Here is a 21,582-nt window from a genome sequence, read left to right as displayed (position 1 = left end):
GTCCAACATAACTCCCTCGCTCCTTATAACAGCAAAATCTGGTCCGTAGCCGATAGTTACTATCTTCTCGTACTTCTGCTTCAACCTGTCGTGCACTTCTCCTGTCAGCTTTCCGGGAGGAGGAAATTCGAATCTCTTTGCATAATTTTCCACATCCAAAGCAGCTAAGGCAACTCCGTTAGGCAGAATCTGAACCTTGACGCTTTCCATTGCCGTCTTCACTTGCTCTTCTATGCTCTTCATCGCATACTCGTAAAGCATTTCCACAAGCTTTATCTGCCTATCCTTCCTTCCGAAACCGAGTATTTCGTGCATTATCTGGCTTGCTGGTCTAAATCTCAGGAAGAACCCTTCGTATTCAACGGCTAAAACAACCTTCTTCAGAAACTCCACGTCAGCTTTAGCGATCTCGATATACTTCTCCACCTCTCCCTCAGCCCTATCTCCTACGACGCTTATGGCTGCGAGGTGCTCAAAGTTTCTGTCGCTGATCATTCTCGCTATTTCAACGCAGAGAATGCCGGAGGTGTAGTTACTGTCCCCTCCAGCTTTGTAGGGGTTAACGTGGTAGAGTAGGTACTTGTCGACTTCATCATCCGGAAAGTGGTGGTCTATTGTAATCACATCTGCTCCAAAAGCTAAGAACTGCCTTATTGCCGGTATGTCTTCATGTCCTGATCCGTTGTCAACCAAAACGACAAGGGGAATCTTATCTCCAAATTTTTCAGCATCGTCAAGCGATTCGTCCAAGTCCTTAACGACGTCCTCAAGCTCGTAAAAAGGAGCTCTTGAAACCTTTCTCCTCACGAGGTAATTTTTCGCATCCGGATCTGGATGGTTCTTTTCCACGTAATCCTTTAGGGCAATTTCCAGAGCAACTCCTCCGCAAACTCCATCGGCATCCCAGTGATGACGAATGACAATCGGTCTCGATTCGAGGATAGCTTTCCTCAACTCTTTAGCGACCGCAAGCATGATATCCTTCAAATTTTCGAGAACTTCGCTTTCTATCAGAAAACCTTTGAATTCCGGCTCGCTTCTTCTCTCTATCTCACTCTCTATCGCTTTCTTTATCCCGTAGGCTTCCTCTCCCAGCAGCCTTTCCATTTCGTAAACTTCCATCTGAAGCTTAGTCTCTCTTCTCTTTATAACACCTATAGCTTTAACGACGTCTCCAACGTTTATTTCCGGATAAGCCCTATCTCCATCTTCGAAAGCAGCAGCGTTTATTGCTGAGCTTTCATCGACTATCGTGAAAATAGTTGGTCCGGCAGTTAGCTTGATGTGGGTGACAAGTCCTCTTATCTCCACTATCTTACCTATGTTTTTCTCAGCTTCCGAAATCGGAATAGTCTTGACTTGCTTCGAAACCTCTACAATTTCGTAAGAGTTCATGGGGTGCAGTTCGAGGTCTATCTCCCCCGTGGGTCTTATCGAGGTAACCTTCACCGTCACTTCGTCTCCTTCGTTTAAGTAAGCGTTTTTCAAATTCTTTTTGTGAATAAGTCCCTTCAGTCTTTTGTTGAGCTGAACGAAGGCACCTATGTCGGTTAAGCTAATAACTTTCCCTACGTAAATTCTATTGAGTCTTATATCCTCTATTCCGCAGCTGTTCCTTAAAAGATAAGCATGTGGCTTCTTTCTACATTCGTTACACAGATCGGAAGAGCCGATTATTTGCTTTCCGCAGATTTTGCACTTGCTCGACTTTCCGCTTCCCCTACAAGCGTCGCAAACGACAAGTCTCGATCTTTCACCGCTTCCCTTGCAAACTCCGCAAATTCCTTTTGCGAAGAGCTGAAGTTGTTCGGAAGTTAGTTCAGCTGTAAGCCTTGGGTTGAAGCTCTTTGCTTTACCGCTTCCCTCGCAGATGTTACAGACTTCTTTTATCTCGATATATCCCTTGCCACCACATTTGGGACAGTTCATCTCAGGTTCAAATTTCCAGGAGGGGAATTTTAAAGATTACCTTTGCCAAGCAGTTTCATCTCATCTTTGCTTTTCGGAAAGAAATTCGGAAATACTGCCTCGGGAAAGAGATAAATGAACGGTCAAATCTTCTACTTTTGTTGAAAGTCTTTGGGACTATCGTGTATAATCCAACTTGGGAAACTTTGTTTTTAGAAACGAAGGTATCAGCGGGTCAAGGTTTTGAACTAAAAACTCGGTTAAGCTAATCAGCAGCAGCGAATGCGAAAGCTTATAAATTCTCGGGAAAATTAACATTGTGAAAATGGGTCTCAAATCTCCGTGTGAAGAGGTGGCTTTGAAAGTTCTTCCGATGATAAGAGGAGAGTTGGCGAGAGAGCTTGTAGAGAGGGGGCTGAGTAAGAAAGAAGTAGCTGAGATTCTCGGAGTTACCGTTGCTGCCATAAGTCAGTACACTAAAGGCAAGAGGGGAGTTCTGAAAGACGAGAGAATACGGGAGAACATAAAGGACCTTGCGGAGGAAATCATCAGTGGTAAAATTAAGGGGGACGACTTGAGCAGGAAAATTTGCGAGATCTGCGGAATGATTAGAAGGAATGCTGAGCAGTCTTAAAGATAAGATCAGCAACCTCTTAAAGCCGTTAACGAAGATCGTATCGAAAACTGGGGTAAATCCGAACACTTTGACGCTTCTCGGGTTGATCGCAGGATTTGCAGCTTCCTACTTCGTTGCTTTCGGAGGGAAAATTGAGGCTCTCTTAGCTGTTATTGTAGCCTCTCTTTTCGATTTGTTGGATGGAGCTTTAGCGAGAAACGAAGGAATGAAAACGGCAAGAGGGGGATTTCTTGATTCGGTCTTCGATAGGTACATAGATGCCGCATTGATCCTCGCTCTCGGGATTAGAATAGACGAACTCTTTCTGGCTGCGATAGCTTTGGTTGGTGCTTACATGGTAAGCTACACGAGGGCGAGAGCCGAAAAGGAGATAGAGAGGTGCGATGTTGGAATTGCTGAGAGGGGAGAAAGGATAATTATTATCCTTGCTGGAATAGCCTTCTCTCTTGAATACTACGCTTTAATAGCTTTGGCGGTTTTGTCACATTTAACTGCTCTTCACAGAATAATTTACGCTTACGGAAAAATCAAGGAAAAGGAGTCAGGTTGAACGCATTCTAAACTTTACGAGGTATTCGATTCCAAGCTTTTGGACATCCTCCTTCAAGCTTAAAATTTCGTTTTCGAGCTCCTCCATTGAGTCCAGTCTTGCCTTTGCTTCAAGGCTCTTCACAAGGTAAAGAAACCTCATTATCTCGTCTTTTAGCAGAGGACAGTTGAAACACCTATCCAAATTCTCCCTGATGAAGTTCACCTTCTTCTTCATCGATTTCACGCTTCTTACGAGGTCGCTCTCTTCCTCCCGCTTAAATCTTGAACAGTCGACGCAGTAATTCATCGCTACATCAAAGCATTTTTCGCAAACGTATCTGTAACATCTCGGGCAGATTGTAACCGCTTTTTCTCCGCAGATTTCGCATTGGATTAAGCTCATACCATTAATATCTACTGCCAATCGTTGTTGAAAACTTTACCACCGAAAGTTTTATAACTATTTATCGAGAAATTTAATTGTTCGAACTCGGAAAGTTTTTTCCGATTTGGGTGTTGAAAGTGGTTAATGCGTTCTATCTATCCTTGGGAGTGTTAATAGTTCTCCTCTGGCTGATCGGAGAACGTTGGAGTTTGATCAAGGGATCAACGAAAAGATTTCTTAGGGAAGCGGGGATAAAAAGAGTCCTCACCTTGAGCGTTCTTCACAGCTACTTCTACGGAAGGTGGACAAACCAATACATAAACCTGTTTCTAAACCGAGTGATGCCGAATATCGGCAGAAGAGGGAGAAAATGGTTCGCTAATCGTTATCACGGAAAGGTTCTCACCCATGAGCAAGCTGAAGCCGTTTTTACGATAAATAAAGAGATACACTTGCGTGAAATCGAACATGTTATCCCCTATCCGATTGCGAGGGATTTTTTGCTGAAAACTCCGCTTGAGATTGCAGTTTATGAATGCGGCTGCAGGCATGCAAGAAGAGATCATTGTGAGCCGACGCAGGTTTGCTTGGTGATCGGGCAGCCTTTTGTCGACTTCGTTCTCGAACACAATCCCCGTTCGAGCAGAAAGATAACGAAGGAGGAAGCGCTTGAAATCCTTAGAGAAGAGCATGAAAGAGGTCATCTGCATTCAGCTTGGTTCAAAGACGCTTGCTTGGATAGGTTCTACTCGATTTGCAATTGTTGCAAGTGCTGCTGCGGAGGAATAGAGGCTATGGTTAAGTATGGAACTCCGATGATGGCATCCTCGGGCTACGTCGCTTTCGTGGATAAAGAAGCTTGCAGAGCTTGTGGAGTTTGTGTGGAAGCTTGTCCCTTCGAAGCTCTTTTCTTGGAAGAGAATAGAGTTTCGCTGATATGGGAAAGGTGCATGGGTTGCGGGGTGTGCGTTGCTCGATGCAAATTCGATGCGATTTCACTCGTCAGGGATGAAACGAAAGGTGAGCCATTGGACGTGAGAATTTTATAACGACATATTTTTATTTCCGCAAGTTTTTCCGCAGTCCATGGGTAAAACCATAGCCGAGAAAATACTCAGCGAAAAGAGCGGAAAGGATGCTTACGCTGGTGACATCGTCATAGCAAAGGTTGATAGGATAGCTTTGCAAGACGGAACAGCTCCTTTAGCGATAAGGCAGGTTGAAAAGCTCGGATTGGAAGTTAAAGCGGCGAAGATAACTCACTTTTTTGTCGATCATGCAGCTCCTTCTCCAAGAAAGGAGTTGAGCAACGATCAGAAGCTAATAAAGGAGTTCGCTGAGAAAGTTGGGGCTGAGTTCAACAAACCCGGAGAGGGAATAATTCACCAGCTTATGGTCGAAAGATACGTAAATCCCGGAGATCTTATTGTTGGAGCAGATTCTCACACTTGCACCTACGGAGCCCTTGGAGCTTTTTCCACTGGAATGGGATCGACAGACATAGCGATAGCGATGGCTTTGGGAAAGAATTGGTTTAGAGTTCCTGAGAGCTTTAGAATAGTTGTCGAGGGTGAATTCCAAAAAGGTGTTTTCGCGAAGGATCTTATACTCTGGATAATAGGAGAGCTTGGTGTGGACGGAGCGACTTACAAAGCTTTGGAATTTCACGGCGAAACGATTGATAAGCTCGACATTGACTCTCGACTGACAATGGCGAACATGGCTATAGAGTGCGGAGCAAAAGCCGGACTTTTCAAGAGCGACGAAGTCACGAGGAAATTTTTAATAGAGAGGGGGAGAGGAGAGAGGTTCAGGGAGATAAAGCCTGACGAGGATGCGGAGTACGAGAAGGAGATGTACTTCGACGTTTCCGATTTAACTCCAATCGTGGCTAAGCCGCATCAGGTTGATAACACAGCAAGAATTGAGGAAGTTGAGGGAACGAAAGTAGATCAGGTTTTTGTAGGAACTTGCACCAACGGAAGGCTTTCGGATTTGGAAGTTGTTGCGAGGATTTTGAAGGGAAGAACAGTTCACAAAGATGTCAGGTTACTCGTCGCTCCGGCAAGCAGGGAAGTTTACATGAAAGCCCTTGAGAAGGGTTACATTCAGGAGATAATCAAGGCTGGCGGAGTCGTTTTACCTCCGGGTTGCGGACCTTGCGTGGGAATTCATCTGGGAATTCTCGCTGACGGAGAGGTTTGTTTGTCAACCCAAAACAGGAACTTCAAGGGAAGAATGGGGAATCCGAACGCCGAAATTTATCTATCCTCCCCAGCTACAGCAGCTGCTTCGGCGATAGAAGGGAAGATAGCAGATCCAAGAAAGTACCTCTAAATTTTTATTCCGATTAGTAATAAGCCCTTCGAACATGGACATAGCCGAGGAGATCAGAAGGCTTGAGGAGGAAATAAGGAGAACTCCCTACAACAAAGCTACCGAACATCACATAGGCAGGCTTAAAGCCAAGCTTGCAAGGCTTAGAGAAGAGGCTGAGAAGCAGAGGAGGAAGAAGAGCGGAGAAGCTTATGCGATAAAAAAGGAGGGAGATGCTACAGTCGTTTTAGTCGGCTACCCTTCAGTTGGAAAATCAACACTCCTCAACGCTTTAACTGGAGCGAAAAGCGAAGTTGCTGATTACGCTTTCACAACTCTAAAACCAACCCCCGGAATGCTCGAATACAAAGGGGCGAAGATTCAGATAATAGACGTTCCCGGAGTTATAGAGGGTGCTTCTCAGGGAAGAGGAAGGGGGAGGGAAATTCTCTCGGCTATAAGAGTTGCGGACCTCATCGTCATCGTAGCTGACGTTTTCAGCGTTCACACGATCGACCTCGTCAAGAGGGAGCTTTACAATGCAGGTTTCAGATTGAACGAGAAAAAGCCCGAGGTTTACATAAAAAAGACTGTCACGGGAGGTATAAACATAAAGTCCACCGTCAAACTTTCCCTGAGCGAGGAAACGATAAAGTCCATACTCAAAGAGTACAAAATTCACAGCGGGGAGATTTTAATCAGGGAGGATGTGACGATAGACAGGTTGATAGATGCTATCCTAAACAACAGGGTTTACGTTCCGGCAATAACGGTTGTGAACAAAATCGATCTTTACCCGAATGCGGAAATTCCGAAAGATGCCATACCGGTTTCTGCCGAGAAGAGGATAAACCTCGACAGGCTTGTAGAAGAAATATACAAAAAACTTGAGTTCATCAGAGTTTTCCTTAAACCTCCGGGTGGAAAGGTTGAGGAGGAGCCGATGATTTTGAGAAAAGGAGCGAAAGTCGAGGACGTTTGCAGAAGATTGCACAGAGATATGGTCGAGAATTTCAGATACGCCAAAGTATGGGGAAAGAGCGTGAAATTCGACGGGCAGAGGGTTGGATTGGATCACGTTCTCGAAGATGGGGATGTAGTTACGATCTACGCCAAATAGGTTAGGGTTTGAGAAGCTCTTTGATTATTGAAAGGGTAGAAATTTTTGCTATATAGGGAACGCTTCCTCCCCCAAGAACGACGACGAGCTTTTCATCACAGATTTTCTTTGCCGCCTCTTTGACTATTTTCGCTATCTCCACGTACTCATTTACCGTCAGCCCTATGTCTCCGTAATCTCCGACGTGAGTGTCATGTCCGAAGTACCAGAAAATCAAGTCGGGGGAGAACTCTTCAGCTCTTTCGGCAAATTCTCTAACCAAGTCCACGTACTCCCTTCTGCTCAGTCCGATATAGCTTCTGTCTATTTTCAGCCCATCCGGACTTTCGAAGTCGCTTGCACAAATGCAGTAGTGCAGAACCTTACCGTCGTCCTTAACGAGTTCCCTCGTCCCGTCTCCGTGGTGAGCATCCGTGTCGACAATTGCGAATTTTGCATCGCTGTGCTTTTCTCTGATGTTGGTTATGGCTAAAACGACATCGTTGAAGCAGCAATACCCCCAGAAGATTCTCCTTCCAGAGTGATGTCCTCCAGCTCCTATGTAACAGAAAGCGTTTCTGAGCTCTCCTTCGTAAACCATTTCAGTTGCTTTAACAACCCCTCCGGCAGAGTGCCAAGCGGTGGAGCATAAAGGATCAGCCTTGACACCCTCAAGCAACTCTGGCTCGTGAACCTTCAAAATTAATTCTTCGTCAACCTCCGGACACTCGATCAATTTGAAGTTTTCGAAGCTCTTCAGCTCTTCGAAAGCTTCTGGAAAATCTTTGAGTCTTGTGCCGACAGTTAAGTAGCTCCTTCTGCTAAAACTTATGTGATAAAATACTCCCGTTGGCTTCACAAATTGAGTGAAGTTGCAGAAGTTAAAACGTTTTCCAAATACAAATTGTATTAAAACCATGGTATAGTGGCTAAAAAGGTTTTGAAAAAATTTAAATTGTTTTCAATTACCATTGTTTACAGAGCGGAGGTGATCAAACTTGGAGAAAGACATTGAAAGTTTGCCCTACACCGAATTTATTAGAGAACTTATGAACCCCGAAGAGATCTTCGAAAAACCCGAGCCACTTAAGGGGATAAGAGTTCTTGACGTTGGAACGTTAATCTTCGGACCAATGGTTGCAACGTACTTGGCTGAATTCGGAGCTGAAGTGATTCACGTGGAAATGCCGGGAAGAGGAGATACGATGAGACCTCTTACACCTTTTGCGGATTTTCACAAAGGAGTTCTTGCCGCAGGATTTGAGGCTACGAACAACAGCAAGTACCACGTCGCTATTGACATGAGAACTCCTGAAGGAAAGGAGCTGATTTACAGGCTTGTTAGGAAATGCGACGTTCTTGTTGAAAACTACCGCCCCGGAACTCTCGACAGATGGGGTCTCGGCTACAGACAGCTCAGCAAGATAAACCCGAGGCTCGTTTACATAAGCATGTCCGGCTTCGGTCAATGGGGTCCTTGGACGATGAGACCGAGCTACGATGCGGTAGCTCAGGCAACTTCCGGATTAATAGAGATTACCGGTTTTCCTGATGCGATTCCGTTAAAAGCCGGAGCTTGGATTGGCGATTACTACGGAGCTTTGATGGGTGCTTTTGCCGTTATGGTAGCTTTGTACTGGAGAGAGAAAACAGGAGAGGGTCAGTACATCGATCATCCGCAAGCTGAGAACTTGATCAGAAACATGGACTGGACCTGGCTTTACATCTATCTCACCGGAAAGAACAGGGAGAGGACTGGAAACAGAGATGTGGCGATAGTTCCTTCGGACATCGTAAAAGTGAAGGACGGTTTTGTTGCTGTCGCAGCTTTCAGCGAGGACGAGTTCATGGGGTTGTGTGAGGCTATGGGTAGAATGGACCTGTTCGAGAAGTACGCAAGCGTAGAGGAGAGGTTGAAGGAGGAGAATCAGAAGGTGATTTACGAAGCTTTACACAGCTGGGCTAAGGATAAGACCGTAAACGAGATCATAGAGAAAGCTGAAAAGTTCGGATTTTCAGCTGCCAAGGTTATGAGTTCGAAGGATCAGTACGAGGACGAGCACTGGAGAGCAAGGAAATCAATCTGGATTCACGAAGATCCGATTTTTGGAGAACTTGCTGAGGTTAGTCCAGTTCCAAAGCTGAGCGAAAGTCCGGGGAGAATTAAATGGGCTGCTCGACCGAATGGTATCGACAACGAGCACGTTTTCATAAGACTGCTTGGATTAACGAAGGAAGAGCTTGAGGAGCTTTACAAGAAGGGCGTCATAGGCAAGTGGGACGAAAACGTACCTTGGAGCTGTCCGCCCAAGGATTGGGATGGTAAGAGCGGTTTGTTCTATCCGTGAGGTGGTAGAATGGAAGAGATGAGCTGGGCTGACTGGGCGAGGGAAAATACCGATCCGAGAAAAGCCCACCTAAAGCCGGAAGCTCTTGAGGATGTCGTCGTCCTCGATTTGAGCTACGGAAGCTTTGCTGGATTGTACGCTTCCTCTCTTTTAGCCGAGTACGGGGCTAAGGTTATAAGGATAGAGCCTCCGGAGGGAGATATAGCGAGAAAAATGACTCCCTTTGGAATAAAGCACAAAGACACGGGTTTGGCTTACATAGTGGAGGGAAGGAACAAGTACCACATCACCCTCGACATAACAAAAGAAAAGGGAAGAGAGCTGCTCAAAAAACTCGTTAAAAAAGCTGATGTGCTGATAGAAACCTATCCTCCCGGTTACATGGACGAGCTCGGAATCGGCTACAGGCAGCTCAGAAAGATAAATCCGAAGCTTATCTATTGCGCTATTCACAGCTTCGGACATTTCGGACCTAAAGCAAAAACGAAGATGAGAGATTACGATGTAATCGATCAGGCGATGGGTGGCATAGTCTGGACGACCGGAATTCCCGAAGATTACGAGGAATATCCGGAGCATACGAGGGTTCCGACGAAGCTCGGAAACTGGATGGGATGGTACGTAGGAGGAGGATTCGCGGCTTTCGGGATAATGGTCGCCTTGTTCTGGAGGAGGAAGAGCGGTAAGGGGCAGTTCATTGACGTTGCTCCGCCAGAAGCGATGGCAAAAGTAACGAACTACTACATTCAGTACTACCACTACAGAAGGAAGGTTATAAGCAGGGTTGCGAACTTCGATCCGGCTGTTTTCGTTTACACTTTGGCAAGAGCCAAGGACGGAATGGTCTTCATGGCTGGTTTCAGCGACATAAACTTCTACGCTTTAACGCAAATAATAGGAAGACCTGATTTGCGAGAGAAGTACCCGACGATAAAGGAAAGGCTAACTCCAGAAAACTGGCCGGTCTGTTTGGCTGAGATAGAAAAATGGAGTAGAGAGAGGACGGTTAAAGAAATCATCGATGCATTCATGGCGTACACCGGTGAAGGAACTGCTGTGGCTGGAGAAGTTCTAAAGCCGATAGAAACGTTCAAGGAAGAAAACTTCTGGGACAGAGGAATTTTCCAGGAAATCGAAGACCCAGAATACGGAAAGCTTGTAATCCAGAGCGTTGTTGCTAAAATGGAAAAGACTCCCGGAAGAATAAAGTGGGTTTGCAGAAAGGTTGGAGCAGACAACGACTACATCTATAAAGAGTTCTTAGGTCTGAACAAGAGCGATTTGGAGGAGCTGAAAAAAGAAGGAGTTATCTAACACCTATTTTTTAATATTTTCCGCAGCAAGCACGAGCAGAGATATTATTAAGGCGTACACACCGTAGAGCATAACTCCGGCAAATTTGAGTATAATCGCTGCTATAAATCCAGCAACTATCGAAGCTCTCGCTCTTTTAATTCTCTCCGAAAACACTCCAATTGTGGCTGGAAGCAAGCAGAGGAGAATTGCTGAAGACATAACAGAGAGCTCGACTATGTAGCTGAACCTGAAATAAGCGAAAATTCCGACTATCACAGATAAGATGACGACGAAAATCTTTCCGTAGAAAACACCCTCTTCTTTGAGAATGTCCCTCGAAATCATCGACGCCAAGCTCAGAATTATGGAGTTAGCTGTTGTTATCGCCGCAGCTAAAATGCTTAAAGCGAGAATCAACCCGGCAAACTCCGGAATTTTGGTGATGAATACCGGGGTTACGTCGTCTCTGTAACTGATCTCTGGAAAGTTTCCTTGAATGGTTGCAATTTTCAGGGTTATTCCCATGAAGGTCACAATGAATGTGTAAATTAACCCGAAGAGTCCGAAGAGTACGACCATCTTCTTCAAATCTTTCTCCGACTTCGGAATGAAAACTCTCTGCACAACCTGCGGATTCGTTAAAGCGAAGAAGAACCACGGAACCGTCAGAGCGATGAATCTTTCAGCAGTCCAAATCTTGTTTGGTACTTGAAGTAGGGGGCCAAGGGAAGAGGATTCTTCCAAGACGTTTCCGTTAACGAAGGTTAAAGCTAAAGCTAATGCGACAAATCCAGCTAAGAGCATTATGACTCCTTGGACAGCGTCTGTCCAAGCGACTCCCCTCAAACCACCTATCAAAGCCCAAAAAGCTATGAGGAAGACAGCGATTATCAAAGCGTTATGAAAGCTTAAGCCGACTGTTTTCTCCAAAATCAACGAAACTCCGATGATTTGAGCGGAGGTGTAGGGAATCAGAGCTACAACTGGAATGATAGATGAAAGAATTCCTTCAGATTTGCCATACTTTTTGGATAGCATTTCTGCTGGCGTGACAACACCGTTATCCCTTGCAAACCTCCACATTTTCGGAGCGAAGTAGGAGAGGAGGAAGAGGGTTCCAACCAGATAAAAAAGCTCGAAAGCAGCGGCTCCAACTCCAGTGGCGTAACTTAAACCGACGAGCCCCACCATCATAAAAGCCGAATATGTTGTGGCGGCATAAGTTAAAGCTGAAATTATTCCGCTTACGTTTCTTCCCGCTATAAAATACTCCTCGTGAGTTTTGAAACCGTACTTTCGGGAATAAATCGCTAAAGCGGTTCCCGCAATTACGTAAGCGATGAGAAGCGCGTAGAAGCTATTCAACTTCCCACCTCCTCATCGAGATGTAGATGAGATAAAGTGCCGTCACAGCGAACCAGTAGAAGTAAGCCGCAAGGTTGTTACTTTTCAGGGAGATGAAGGGTAAGAGCATTGCCAACAGAACGATGACTATATCTACTCTCATCGAACATATGTTCGGTCGAGCTGTTTATAAGCTTTCTCGAATTCCTTCGAGAGATTTCTCATGCGAATTAAAAAGGGAATTGGACTCAACAATAGCATGAGGATAACAAGATTAAACCATCGAGGCAACTCTCCAGCTTTTGATCCGAAGTATATTCCTAAGGTTAGCAAATAAAAGCAGAAGGTTAAAAAAGCGTTCAAAGCGTCGATAGAATTGAAGTAACTGTTAACGAAGCGTTCCCTTTCATTTTCTGGGAGAGAATTTAATTTAGAAAAGAAGGCTGGCAAGTTCATCCACCACGCAGCTCCTTTCAAAGCCTCCCGTCTCTTGCTTGAGATTATAAGTAAGATGATCGGTGCAATACTGAACGACAATGGGAGAAGTAGAAACGTTATCTTCCCTCCGTAAGCATCGGCTTTCCCGCTTGCGTTAAAGTGGATGGGAATTCTTTCGGGCAACGTTAGGTACGCATGAATGGACGTAACCCAGATGAGCGTAAGGAGTAAAACCACTATGAGCTGAAAACTCCTCATTGAAATATTCTTGACACAGACACATTTATTTATTCTTTTGCTGAATTTCCATCAAATGAAGCTTCTGACGATAGGTGCTGGTAAAGCTTCAAACATCGTCGACATCTTTGCTAAGAGGGGAGCTGAGGTTAACAAGGTCAAGCTTTTCAAATGTTACACAATAAGCAACGAGCTTGAAGAGCTTAAAAAATTGAGAAACGTACCGCAGGAAAACAGATTTTACACTGTCTGGAAAGAAGATCTTCCGGATTTGAGGAGCGTGATAAACAGCATAATGTCGAGATACGAGATTTATGAAGCCTCTCTTGTTATAGCGGATTTAACCGACGACTTCAGCCTCTTTTCTTCGATTTCCCTCTTCGATGAGCTTGAGAGGAGCATGGAGGAGCCGAAGATTTGTTTAGCTTTAATTCCCGACTTGTCAAATCCGGAAAGGATAGAGAAGGTTAGAAGAGGCTTGAGAATGCTCATGAGAATCTACGACTACCTCTTCGTCTTCGAAAAGAGAAACAACTACGAAGATCTCATAATCGATTCCTTTAACATCTTATCTCTCGTCGGGGAGATTGATGCAAGGAAAAAAACCAGTGGAGAAGTTGTGGTGGACACAAGCGACTTTTTAAATTCCCTTGAGAGAGAAGGCTTCACAATTCTCGGCTACTCGAAAAGGAGGCTGAGCTGGTTTTCGAAAATATTCAAGAGCGAAGCTGAGTTGAGGGGGGAGAGAACTAAGAGGATGGTCGACCTTCTTGAGGAATCCCTCACAAATTTGAGTGCGAGAGGGGACATCGACTCTGCAAAAAAAGCTCTGATAGTTTTTTCCGGCAATCCCGAAGAGATAAGCATGGAGGGGCTTTTTACCTGCATAAGGAGGGTGGAGAAGATAAATGGAGAGATGCTTGTTAGGTACGGGGACTACCCCATTCCGAAGTCGAATTTCGTCAGTTCGGTAGTTTTATTTTCTGGAATTAAAAAATTTACGTTATAATTCTTGCTCCTCCCTCCTCCACAACTACCGTATGCTCAGCTTGAGAAACCAGTCCTCCTGAAATTTCCGTCAAAACTGGATAGCTCCTCAAAATCTTCTCTCTTACGAGCTTAGCCAGAATTATTTCCGGTGCCTTCGTCAACCACCTTTTGGCAAAAGGAAGCGTTCTGTACTTCTCGATCTCCTTTAAAATTTCCCTCTCAATCTTCCCCCTCACGGGTTTTTGCTTTAGGAGGGAGTATATCTCCACTTCACTTCTCTCGGCTACTTTTCCAACTCCGTTGGTTACGAAAGGCTCGATAGCTATTACCGTCCCCTCTTCAAGCTTTACTCCTTTCTCTATTCCGTAGTTGTATATCGTCGGTGGAGCGTGGGCGACGTAAGGCTGGAATCCGTGTCCAGTTAAATTTATCACTGGCTTAAATCCGAACTCCTTGGCAGTTTCTTCTATAACTTTACCGATCTCGCTCGTTGAGATTCCAGCTTCAACAGCCTCTATGGCTCTCTTCAACGCCTCTTCTGCAGCTCTTACAAGCTCTTCGTTGTCTCCCAAGTCGATCGTGAAGGCTGTGTCGGCTATGAATCCATCCACGTGAGCACCAATGTCTATTTTCACGAGGTCTCCTTCCTTGAAAGTTCTCTCGTCGTTCTTTTTCGGGGTGCAGTGGGCAGCATCGGAGTTTATCGAGATGTTACACGGAAAAGCTGGCTCAGCTCCGAGTTCTCTTATTCTGTTTTCAACGAATTCTGCAACCTCCAAAAGCTTTACACCCGGTTTAACTTTCTTTTTCACTTCCTCTCTAACGATCCTCAAAACCTCTCCAGCCTTTTCGTGCTTTTCGATCAAGGTACCACCTCTACGTAATCGTCAAATCTTGTTAAAACCTCGCATCCGTTCTTTTTCACGAGAACCAAATCTTCGACTCTAACTCCTCCAATCCTTTCGTAATACAGCCCCGGCTCTACTGTGAACACCATTCCCGACCTTAATTTATCTTCTGAATTAAATATTTTTGGCTCTTCGTGCACCTCCAAACCTACTCCGTGCCCGGTGGAGTGAATGAATCCTTCCTTAGCCTTCTGCCTAATCGTTTTGTAACCGTAGTCCTCCAAGACGTCGCAGACCTTATCGTGGACCTCTTTCGCTTCGATTCCTTCTCTAATTATCTTAATAGCCTCGTTCTTTGCTTCTATGCATGCCCTCAACATTTCAACGATCTCTTCATCTCTCTCGATAATTACTGTCCTCGTAAAGTCGGAATGATAGCCGCTGGCTCTAACTTTCGGAAAAATATCGAAGATCACGTGCTTTTCTACAATCCCTTCTCCCACAAAGTGGGGATCCGCGCTTCTTCTCCCAGAAGATATTATGGTATCTTCAGCCAACCCCCCTTTTTCGTAAACAAAAAGTTCGACGCTCTTTCGCAATTCTTCGATTTCTCTCTTCCTCTTTACGATTTCGAGAAAGAATTTTAAGGCGTTTAAAGCTATTTCGCTCGCTTTTTTTATTTCTTTAATCTCCCACGACTTTTTAACGCTCCTCAGTTTTGAAAACGGATTCGAAACAATCTCAATTTCAAAATGCTCTGAAAGGTGCTTGTACAGGAAACTTGGAAACTCCTTAGGAACGAGAATTTTTCTCGCTCTGTGCTCTTTTAAAATCTCTGCGTAAGTCTCAGCAAGGGCTTTTTCAACCCCAAGCTCTTTGACCTTCTCGTAGAATCCTACGTCCGATAAGGAGACTATTTCTTTAACTCTGCTCTCCCTTTCGGCTCTCCTCCTTTCCATTTCGTGAACGACAAGCATTTCGGTGCCGTCTTCACCTACTGCGTAAAAAGCGGGATCTGGAAGTTTCATACCAACTGCATAATAAAAATTCGGATCTTTGCTGCTTGCATACATGATGAAGAAGTTTGCCTCATGCCTTTTCAGCAGTTCGTATATCATGTGGCAAGAAGGCAAAGAATTTATTTATTGTTTATCATCAACCTCGAAAATATGGAAACTCTGATTGAAATGACAAGGAATGGCAAACATCCCGAATGGTTGGAGAAGGTTGCGGAAAATGAAGGGGTTGATTTAAACTTACTCATCAAGCTCATCGCTAAAGGGGAAGTTGTAGTTCCGAGAAACGTTTTGAGGGATGATGAGTTTCAGGCTAAAGCTATAGGAAGGCTCATGTCCACGAAAGTTAACGCAAACGTTGGAACTTCAGCCGATTACGTTAACGTAGAGGAAGAAGTTGAAAAAGCGAGAGTTGCAGTTAGGTATGGTGCTGATGCAGTCATGGATTTGAGTACCGGCGGAGACCTTGATTACATAAGGAGAAGGATAATGGACGCTGTTAACGTTCCCTTCGGCACGGTCCCGATATATCAGGCTGTGAGGGAGAAGAACGTGGAGGATTTGAGCGAGGACGACTTCTTCAAAGTGGTGGAAAAACACGCTAAGGATGGAGTCGACTTCATGACGATTCACGCTGGAGTCAGCAAAATGAGCTTGGAGAGGTTGAAGAAGAGTAATAGGCTTATGGGAATAGTCAGCAGGGGAGGTTCGATAATTGCAAAGTGGATTGAGACAACTGGAGAGGAGAATCCCTACTACAAAGATTTCGACTACCTCCTCGAAATTCTCAGAGAATATGACGTTACGATAAGTCTTGGAGACGCTTTTCGTCCGGGGTGTATTGCTGACGCAAGTGACAGAGCGAAGTTCACCGAGTTTATAGTTCTTGGCGAGCTTGTGGAGAAATGCAGAGAAGCTGGAGTTCAAGCTATGGTTGAAGGTCCGGGGCATGTTCCGATAGATGAGATCGAAACGAGCGTAAGGGCGATGAAATTCGTCACGAAAAATGCTCCTCTGTATTTGCTTGGACCTCTCGTCACAGATATTGCTGCCGGATACGATCACATAGCTGCCGCCATAGGAGCTGCTGTGGCTGGCATGCACGGAGCGGATTTCATCTGTTACGTTACTCCTTCAGAGCACCTTTCTCTTCCAACGGTTGAAGATGTTAGGGAAGGCGTTATAGCTGCGAAAATAGCAGCTCATGCTGCAGATTTAGTGAAAGAGGGGCAGAGAGAAAGGGCGAGAAAGCGGGACTACGAAATGAGCATCGCAAGGAAAAACCTCGATTGGAACAGGCAATTTGAGCTCAGCATAGATCCGGAAAAAGCCATGGAAGTGCATTCAAGAAGGAAGTCGAAAAGCGAAGCTTGCAGCATGTGCGGAGATCTTTGTGCAATAAAAATCTCAAGAGAAGTTCTCGAGAAAGCGAAGAAGTGAAGAGTAGCATTTTTCGCAAAACTTTACCGGCTTGAGATCGACCTCGTAAACAGAATTCGAAAACCTCATGACGCAGTGGTTGTTGCAGTGATCCAGCCCAAAAAGGTGCCCCAGCTCGTGCGTTATCTCTTTTTCAAGCCTTACAATCAGGTTTTCTCCGACAAGCCTGAAATAAGAGACCACAGCTGTTCTCAGAACTGGAATGGCTAATCCGAAAACGAAGTTCAAAGGGTTCTCGTAGAGATCAACCGAAGTGACGACGACTTTAAAACTCCCGTCTGCACTCATCCTAACAATTTTGCTTGCTACGTATTGGTCTCTGAAGCTATCGTATGCCCGCTCGATGGGCAATTTCTCCTCAATTATCTCGAAATCCAGAAAGGTATATATGTTTTCAAGCTCCTCTACGGCTTTTTCCACTATGCTCTCATCAGCTCTAACGACCGAAATTTTGACTATCATTGATTTAACTCTTGGAGTGCTCAATAAAGAACTTTTTATTCGGAGACAAATAATTATTGATGCTCGTTGAGAGCTACGACTTCGGAAGAATTGTAGTAGGTGGTAGGGAGTACAGGAGTGACGTGGTTGTTGGAGATGAGATTATCGTTGAAAACTGGTGGAGGAAGGAGGGACATAGGATTTGCGTAGAAGACCTTGAGTGGTTGGATAAAATTGATGCTGAAGTGATAATTTTCGGCACTGGGGCTTACGGAAGAGTGAAAGTTGATGAGGAAGTAATGAAACTCCTTGAGAAGAGAGGGATAAAAGTTTTGATCGAGCAAAGCTCGAAAGCTGTGGAAAAGTTCAATGAGCTAAAAAAGAGGGGGAAAAGGGTCGTTTTAGCGATTCACCTAACTTGTTGAGATGAGGGAGGCGAAGCTTTACAAGAATTTTGGAGATTACGCCAGATGCTTGGTCTGCTGGAGACTGTGCAAGGTAGAGGATTACGGATACTGCAGAACGAGAGTCTACAAGGAAGGAAAGCTTTACACCCTAACCTACGGAAACATCTCGGCATGCGAAAACAGACCAATGGAAATCAAGCCTTTCTTTCACTTTAAACCCGGAGACTATTCGATGACCTTCTCGACTTATTCTTGCAACCTTGACTGCCCTTGGTGCCAAAACTGGCACCTTTCCAAAACTCCACCGAAAGAAACCTACGAGTACTTTCCTCCAGAAAAGCTTGTGGAGTTGGCGTACAATAAAAGCAACGGCGTTTGTGCAAGTTTCAACGAACCCACTTTGCTCTTCGAATATCTGCTTGATCTCTTTCCGTTAGCCAAAAATAAAGGCTTGCACACGACGATAGTTTCCAACGGCTACATGACTCCCAAAGCTTTGAAAATGCTTAGAGATGCTGGTTTGGACGGAATGAACGTGGATGTTAAAGGTTGCGAGGAAGTTTACAAACTCATTGGAGGGAAAGCGAAGTACGTTTGGAGAACTGCTAAGGAAGCTAAAAAGCTCGGAATTCACTTAGAAATCGTGAATCTCGTTATTACTGATGTGAATGATAGGGAGGAAGATTTTGAATGGATCGTTGAGAATCACATAAGGTTCGTGGGAGAGGAAGTTCCCTTACACTTCACGAGGTACTTTCCAGCCTATCTTTTCGACAAACCCCCGACGAGGATTGAAAAGCTTGAAAAAGCCGCCGAAATTGCAAGGAAAGAGGGTGTGAAATTCGTCTACATCGGCAACGTTCCGGGGCATAGGCTTGAGAACACTTTCTGCCCTAAGTGCGGAAAACTTTTGATAAAAAGGTACTCTTACAGGGTTTTGGAGAATAACATTAGAGAAGGTAAATGTTTCAACTGCGGCGAGAAGATATACGGAGTCTTTTAGATGAACGCGTGAACTTCGACAAACTTGGAGAAACAAACTCCGCCGTTGGCTACGTAATACTTGCAGAGCATTTTCACGCAGCAGTCCGGATTTATAAACAATAATTTCGACTTTTCGCACCAAATTTTCATCATAACAATTTTTTCTTAAACTTTAAAACTTATAAATTTTCTTGTTTGATTAGAAATTAGCATTAACATGCTCGAGCTGATTCCTTGGAGAGCGGTCAAAAAGTGGAGATGCGTTCACTGCGGATACTGCTGCAAAGAGTACGATGTACCTCTTTCGTTCGAAGAGGAGGAAAGACTCAAAGTTTACGGAGATGTTTTTACAAGAGGAAAACTCGGAGTTTACTTAAAGAAAGATGAGACGTGCGTTTTCAGAAAAAATGGGAAATGCGCAATATACGAAATCAGACCAAAGGCTTGCGAAAAGTATCCCTTCTTTTTCAGGGAGAAGGGGGAGAAAGATGCAGAGTTCGAGTTTCAAGGGAGAAAGATTTTCGTCTACGTCGACAAAAACTGCAAAGGAATTGGAAAAGGAGAAGATGTTAGGAGAGAGATAGAAAAAATTCTCAGAAAAATCCTTTTAATTGTTTAGCCGTCTCTTCCGGAGCTTTGTTTGTGTAGGCTTCATCGTAGATCTTCGTTATCGCAAAAACGTCGCACCAGTAGTACTTGTCGAAGGGTGTTCTCGCTACTATGTCGAAGAGCGTTCCAAAGTAGGGTGTCTTCTTCAAGCTTCCGAAAATTCCGAAGTTGAAGGAGTTGTACTCGGATGAGTAAAACTTCAAGATTTTTACTATGCCTTCGCAGAGCTCTCTAAGCTCCTCTTCGTCCACCTCTAAAATAGGCTTGTCGATGTAAGCAGCTACATGATCAAAACCACGAGGGGCGAAGGGAACGAACCAGAGCCACTTGTTTCTGCTCAAAATTAAATCTTCGAACTCTTTATTTTCTGATAAAACCTCCCAGAACTGCTTTCCGTGAGTTTTGTAGAAGGATCTTGCCGAATTAACTATCCTGTTCTGGTAGTCCATTAATTCTTCGGAGGCGATGAGCTGGATGTGCGGATGAACTACACTACTTCCAGCTGGCTTTAAGTAGTTCATCGTAATTGTGGCGTAGTCGATTTTCTCGGAAATCTCTTTTAAATATTCCACGGCTAATGCGAAGGAGTTGTAGAAATCTTCAGCTTTGAATTCCCCGAGGTTTAAGTAGTGCTCCTTGCAAATCCTTATTACGAGAGAGTACCTCGCATAAGGGGAGATGTTGGCGAAAAGGATCGAATTCCCTTTTCTTTTTAGATTTTTGCCGAGAACTTCCACATCCCTCGCAGCAACTTTTTCAACAACGTCCTCGCAGAAGGGGCAGGGTTTTTTCAAATCCTCTTCGAAGCTTCCCTTAGTAAAAGGCAAAGGTTTCTTCACTATCCTCGAAGGCTTTCCCGTCAAAGGATCGAAGCGAATTTCCACTTCTACCTCTTCTTCTTTTCCCTCCATCGGGTTGAAGAGCCTGTATTTCTCGACCTTTTTCAGGAACATGTTTTTCCGTAGGCTTTGAAGAATAAAACTGTTATCTTCCCCTCTCGACTAAGTAAATTCCCAAGATTGTCAGAAATCCACCGAAGATTTTCCTTGCGGTAAATTCCTCTGAGAAAACGAAGTAGGACATTATGGCAGTAAAGAGGGGGATTAGGTAAACGAAAACTGAAGTTCTCGCTGCACCTATCTTTTCAACACAGTAGTACCACACAACGTAGCCAACAACCGAGCAGAGGATTGCTAAGTAAACAACGGAAATCCACGTAAGTGTTTTGTTCGGTATTTCTAAGGGAAAAATGGAAAAGAAGGGAGCGAGAGTGATTATCCCGAAAAGGAAGGAGTAAAAGACTATCTCAAAGCTCGAATATTTCTCAAAGAGCTGTTTTGCATAAACTGTGTAGATTGCCCACAAAATTCCGTTTCCTATAACCATCAAATCGCCAATTAGTGATAGAGCGAAATCCCTTTTGAAAAGTATGAGAACTATGCCGAGAAAAGACAAGATTATTCCCGCTTTTTGCTTAGGAGAAAGTTTTTCCCTTGACATCGCAGCTATAAACAGAACGGAGGTGTTTATGAGGATCGAAGCGTTTGTGGGTGTCGTGTAGTATAGAGCCGAGAACTGCAGAATGTAGAGTAGGGAAACTCCGCTTACGCCAAGAACGATAAATCTGAAGGTATCCTTGAAATCCAACATCTTTTTAACAAAGGGAACGAGGAAAATTGTAGCAAGAGAAAAGCGGTAAAGAGTTAAAGAAGCGGGATTTATGTCGGAAATTGCAAGTTTGATAAAGATAAAGCTGCCTGCCCAGAAAACCATCACTGAAAGAAGTAAAAAATACAGTAAAATCATTGAGCTACAGCTTCGGCAACCTTCTCTTCAACGATTTTCGGCTCGGAGAGTAGTTCTATCTTTCTAATCTCGACTCTTCTCAGCGGATAGATCTTCTTTGCGTTCTTGTAGATTTCAGCTGGAATCTTTCCGAGGACGGCTTCTTGCAAGAACTGGACGAATTTTTCTTTGCTTGCAGCATTAGTAACGATCTCTCTCATAACCTTCCTTATCGCCCTCTTTTGTGAGCTTTGGCATCTCTTAACGGTAAAAGCAACGCTCTTTACTCTCAGCTTGTATCCGTCAGCGGTGGTTACGTCAACGATGTCCTCTATCTTGCTCGTCCTCCTCCTTGTTAAACTGTTGAGGTAGTCTCTCATCAACTCGAACTCGTGGAATTTCGTGTAGGCGTTCTCTCCAGCAACCTTGTAAACCTTGAATTTCAACTTCTTGTAGGGATTCTGATTCGAGTAGTCGTTGGTGAGTTCGGCTAAAGTGATCTCTACCGTCCTTCCTATAACTT

At 44.5% G+C, this 21,582-nt stretch carries 25 protein-coding genes; 12 read left to right on the top strand and 13 right to left on the bottom strand.

The features are described from left to right. Positions 1–1,929: DHH family phosphoesterase (locus F7C14_RS10380; protein ID WP_290902617.1), on the bottom strand; the 1,929-nt coding region annotated here is incomplete at its 3' end. Positions 1,930–2,233: 304 nt separating this feature from the next. Here F7C14_RS10380 and F7C14_RS10375 point away from each other — a divergent pair. Both F7C14_RS10375 and F7C14_RS10370 read left to right on the top strand, forming a co-directional pair. Continuing rightward, positions 2,234–2,542, top strand: a complete 309-nt coding sequence (locus F7C14_RS10375) for a helix-turn-helix domain-containing protein (RefSeq protein ID WP_290902619.1) — start codon at positions 2,234–2,236, stop codon at positions 2,540–2,542. Then, a complete protein-coding gene (locus tag F7C14_RS10370; protein ID WP_290902615.1) occupies positions 2,526–3,095 on the top strand; it encodes a CDP-alcohol phosphatidyltransferase family protein in 570 nt (189 codons plus the stop codon). Before F7C14_RS10375 ends, F7C14_RS10370 begins: the two co-directional genes overlap by 17 nt. Here F7C14_RS10370 and F7C14_RS10365 read toward each other — a convergent pair. Next, positions 3,087–3,479: a hypothetical protein gene (locus F7C14_RS10365; protein ID WP_290902613.1), complete on the bottom strand. Its 393-nt coding sequence runs from the start codon at positions 3,477–3,479 to the stop codon at positions 3,087–3,089. The genes F7C14_RS10370 and F7C14_RS10365 overlap by 9 nt on opposite strands. 77 nt (positions 3,480–3,556) lie before the next feature. On the opposite strand from F7C14_RS10365, the gene F7C14_RS10360 reads away from it, so the two are divergent. Genes F7C14_RS10360 through F7C14_RS10350 form a run of 3 tightly spaced genes read left to right on the top strand, consistent with a single transcriptional unit; the run spans position 3,557 to position 6,897 of the window. Next, positions 3,557–4,510, top strand: a complete 954-nt coding sequence (locus F7C14_RS10360; protein WP_290902611.1) for a 4Fe-4S binding protein — start codon at positions 3,557–3,559, stop codon at positions 4,508–4,510. 37 nt (positions 4,511–4,547) lie between these two features. Continuing rightward, positions 4,548–5,798 (top strand): 3-isopropylmalate dehydratase large subunit, encoded by a 1,251-nt coding sequence (locus tag F7C14_RS10355; RefSeq protein WP_290902609.1) that lies wholly within the window; start codon positions 4,548–4,550, stop codon positions 5,796–5,798. 34 nt (positions 5,799–5,832) lie between these two features. Then, the gene (locus F7C14_RS10350) at positions 5,833–6,897 is read left to right on the top strand and encodes a GTP-binding protein (RefSeq protein WP_290902607.1); all 1,065 of its coding nucleotides are present in this window, start codon (positions 5,833–5,835) and stop codon (positions 6,895–6,897) included. Between the two features lies 1 nt (position 6,898). On the opposite strand, the gene F7C14_RS10345 is transcribed toward F7C14_RS10350, so the two are convergent. Continuing rightward, positions 6,899–7,735, bottom strand: a complete 837-nt coding sequence (locus tag F7C14_RS10345; protein ID WP_290902605.1) for a histone deacetylase — start codon at positions 7,733–7,735, stop codon at positions 6,899–6,901. 139 nt (positions 7,736–7,874) lie between these two features. Here F7C14_RS10345 and F7C14_RS10340 point away from each other — a divergent pair, with 139 nt between their 5' ends. Then, positions 7,875–9,224 (top strand): CoA transferase, encoded by a 1,350-nt coding sequence (locus F7C14_RS10340; protein ID WP_290902602.1) that lies wholly within the window; start codon positions 7,875–7,877, stop codon positions 9,222–9,224. Between the two features lie 9 nt (positions 9,225–9,233). Next, the gene (locus F7C14_RS10335) at positions 9,234–10,538 is read left to right on the top strand and encodes a CoA transferase (protein ID WP_290902600.1); all 1,305 of its coding nucleotides are present in this window, start codon (positions 9,234–9,236) and stop codon (positions 10,536–10,538) included. A gap of 3 nt (positions 10,539–10,541) precedes the next feature. Here the strand turns inward: F7C14_RS10335 and F7C14_RS10330 are convergent, their stop codons facing one another. From F7C14_RS10330 to F7C14_RS10320, 3 genes are read right to left on the bottom strand one after another with little or no spacing between them, the layout of a single operon-like run. After that, positions 10,542–11,885 (bottom strand): sodium:solute symporter, encoded by a 1,344-nt coding sequence (locus F7C14_RS10330; RefSeq protein ID WP_290902598.1) that lies wholly within the window; start codon positions 11,883–11,885, stop codon positions 10,542–10,544. Next, the gene (locus F7C14_RS10325) at positions 11,878–12,027 is read right to left on the bottom strand and encodes a hypothetical protein (protein ID WP_290902596.1); all 150 of its coding nucleotides are present in this window, start codon (positions 12,025–12,027) and stop codon (positions 11,878–11,880) included. The genes F7C14_RS10330 and F7C14_RS10325 overlap by 8 nt, the downstream gene beginning before the upstream one ends. Continuing rightward, positions 12,024–12,560, bottom strand: a complete 537-nt coding sequence (locus F7C14_RS10320; protein WP_290902594.1) for a DUF1648 domain-containing protein — start codon at positions 12,558–12,560, stop codon at positions 12,024–12,026. Before F7C14_RS10320 ends, F7C14_RS10325 begins: the two co-directional genes overlap by 4 nt. A 55-nt stretch (positions 12,561–12,615) precedes the next feature. On the opposite strand from F7C14_RS10320, the gene F7C14_RS10315 reads away from it, so the two are divergent. Then, positions 12,616–13,548, top strand: a complete 933-nt coding sequence (locus F7C14_RS10315; protein WP_290902592.1) for a cell division protein — start codon at positions 12,616–12,618, stop codon at positions 13,546–13,548. On the opposite strand, the gene map is transcribed toward F7C14_RS10315, so the two are convergent. Further along, a complete protein-coding gene (gene map, locus F7C14_RS10310; protein ID WP_290902590.1) occupies positions 13,538–14,395 on the bottom strand; it encodes a type II methionyl aminopeptidase in 858 nt (285 codons plus the stop codon). The two genes, F7C14_RS10315 and map, sit on opposite strands and share 11 nt — an antisense overlap. Further along, complete coding sequence (locus F7C14_RS10305) at positions 14,392–15,495, bottom strand: Xaa-Pro peptidase family protein (RefSeq protein ID WP_290902588.1); 1,104 nt, start codon at positions 15,493–15,495, stop codon at positions 14,392–14,394. Before F7C14_RS10305 ends, map begins: the two co-directional genes overlap by 4 nt. Before the next feature lie 51 nt (positions 15,496–15,546). Between F7C14_RS10305 and thiC the strand changes: the two genes are divergently transcribed. After that, the gene (gene thiC / locus F7C14_RS10300; RefSeq protein ID WP_290902585.1) at positions 15,547–16,833 is read left to right on the top strand and encodes a phosphomethylpyrimidine synthase; all 1,287 of its coding nucleotides are present in this window, start codon (positions 15,547–15,549) and stop codon (positions 16,831–16,833) included. Here the strand turns inward: thiC and F7C14_RS10295 are convergent. Continuing rightward, on the bottom strand, positions 16,801–17,295 hold the full coding sequence (locus tag F7C14_RS10295; RefSeq protein WP_290902583.1) for an archaemetzincin family Zn-dependent metalloprotease: 495 nt from the start codon (positions 17,293–17,295) through the stop codon (positions 16,801–16,803). The genes thiC and F7C14_RS10295 overlap by 33 nt on opposite strands. Positions 17,296–17,354: 59 nt before the next feature. Between F7C14_RS10295 and F7C14_RS10290 the strand changes: the two genes are divergently transcribed. Together F7C14_RS10290 and amrS are read left to right on the top strand one after the other, a co-directional pair. After that, positions 17,355–17,699: an MTH938/NDUFAF3 family protein gene (locus F7C14_RS10290; protein WP_290902581.1), complete on the top strand. Its 345-nt coding sequence runs from the start codon at positions 17,355–17,357 to the stop codon at positions 17,697–17,699. Between the two features lies 1 nt (position 17,700). Beyond that, a complete protein-coding gene (amrS, locus tag F7C14_RS10285) occupies positions 17,701–18,684 on the top strand; it encodes an AmmeMemoRadiSam system radical SAM enzyme (RefSeq protein ID WP_290902579.1) in 984 nt (327 codons plus the stop codon). On the opposite strand, the gene F7C14_RS10280 is transcribed toward amrS, so the two are convergent. Beyond that, positions 18,681–18,818: a hypothetical protein gene (locus F7C14_RS10280; protein ID WP_290902577.1), complete on the bottom strand. Its 138-nt coding sequence runs from the start codon at positions 18,816–18,818 to the stop codon at positions 18,681–18,683. The two genes, amrS and F7C14_RS10280, sit on opposite strands and share 4 nt — an antisense overlap. 64 nt (positions 18,819–18,882) lie before the next feature. On the opposite strand from F7C14_RS10280, the gene F7C14_RS10275 reads away from it, so the two are divergent. Next, positions 18,883–19,284, top strand: a complete 402-nt coding sequence (locus F7C14_RS10275) for a YkgJ family cysteine cluster protein (protein ID WP_290902574.1) — start codon at positions 18,883–18,885, stop codon at positions 19,282–19,284. Here the strand turns inward: F7C14_RS10275 and F7C14_RS10270 are convergent. From F7C14_RS10270 to F7C14_RS10260, 3 genes are all read right to left on the bottom strand, one after another. Then, entirely contained in the window at positions 19,259–20,227 is a 969-nt protein-coding gene (locus F7C14_RS10270; RefSeq protein ID WP_290902573.1) for a hypothetical protein, read from the bottom strand. The genes F7C14_RS10275 and F7C14_RS10270 overlap by 26 nt on opposite strands. 31 nt (positions 20,228–20,258) lie before the next feature. Next, entirely contained in the window at positions 20,259–21,080 is an 822-nt protein-coding gene (locus F7C14_RS10265) for a DMT family transporter (protein ID WP_290902570.1), read from the bottom strand. Next, the coding region (locus tag F7C14_RS10260) for a 30S ribosomal protein S3ae (protein ID WP_290902568.1) at positions 21,077–21,582 on the bottom strand (506 nt) is incomplete at its 5' end. The genes F7C14_RS10260 and F7C14_RS10265, both read right to left, overlap by 4 nt.

It is taken from the genome of Ferroglobus sp. (genome assembly GCF_015521575.1).
Lineage (GTDB): Archaea > Halobacteriota > Archaeoglobi > Archaeoglobales > Archaeoglobaceae > Ferroglobus.
The sequence above is the reverse complement of the archived record's forward strand: the minus strand, read 5'-3'. Positions and strand labels throughout refer to the sequence as shown.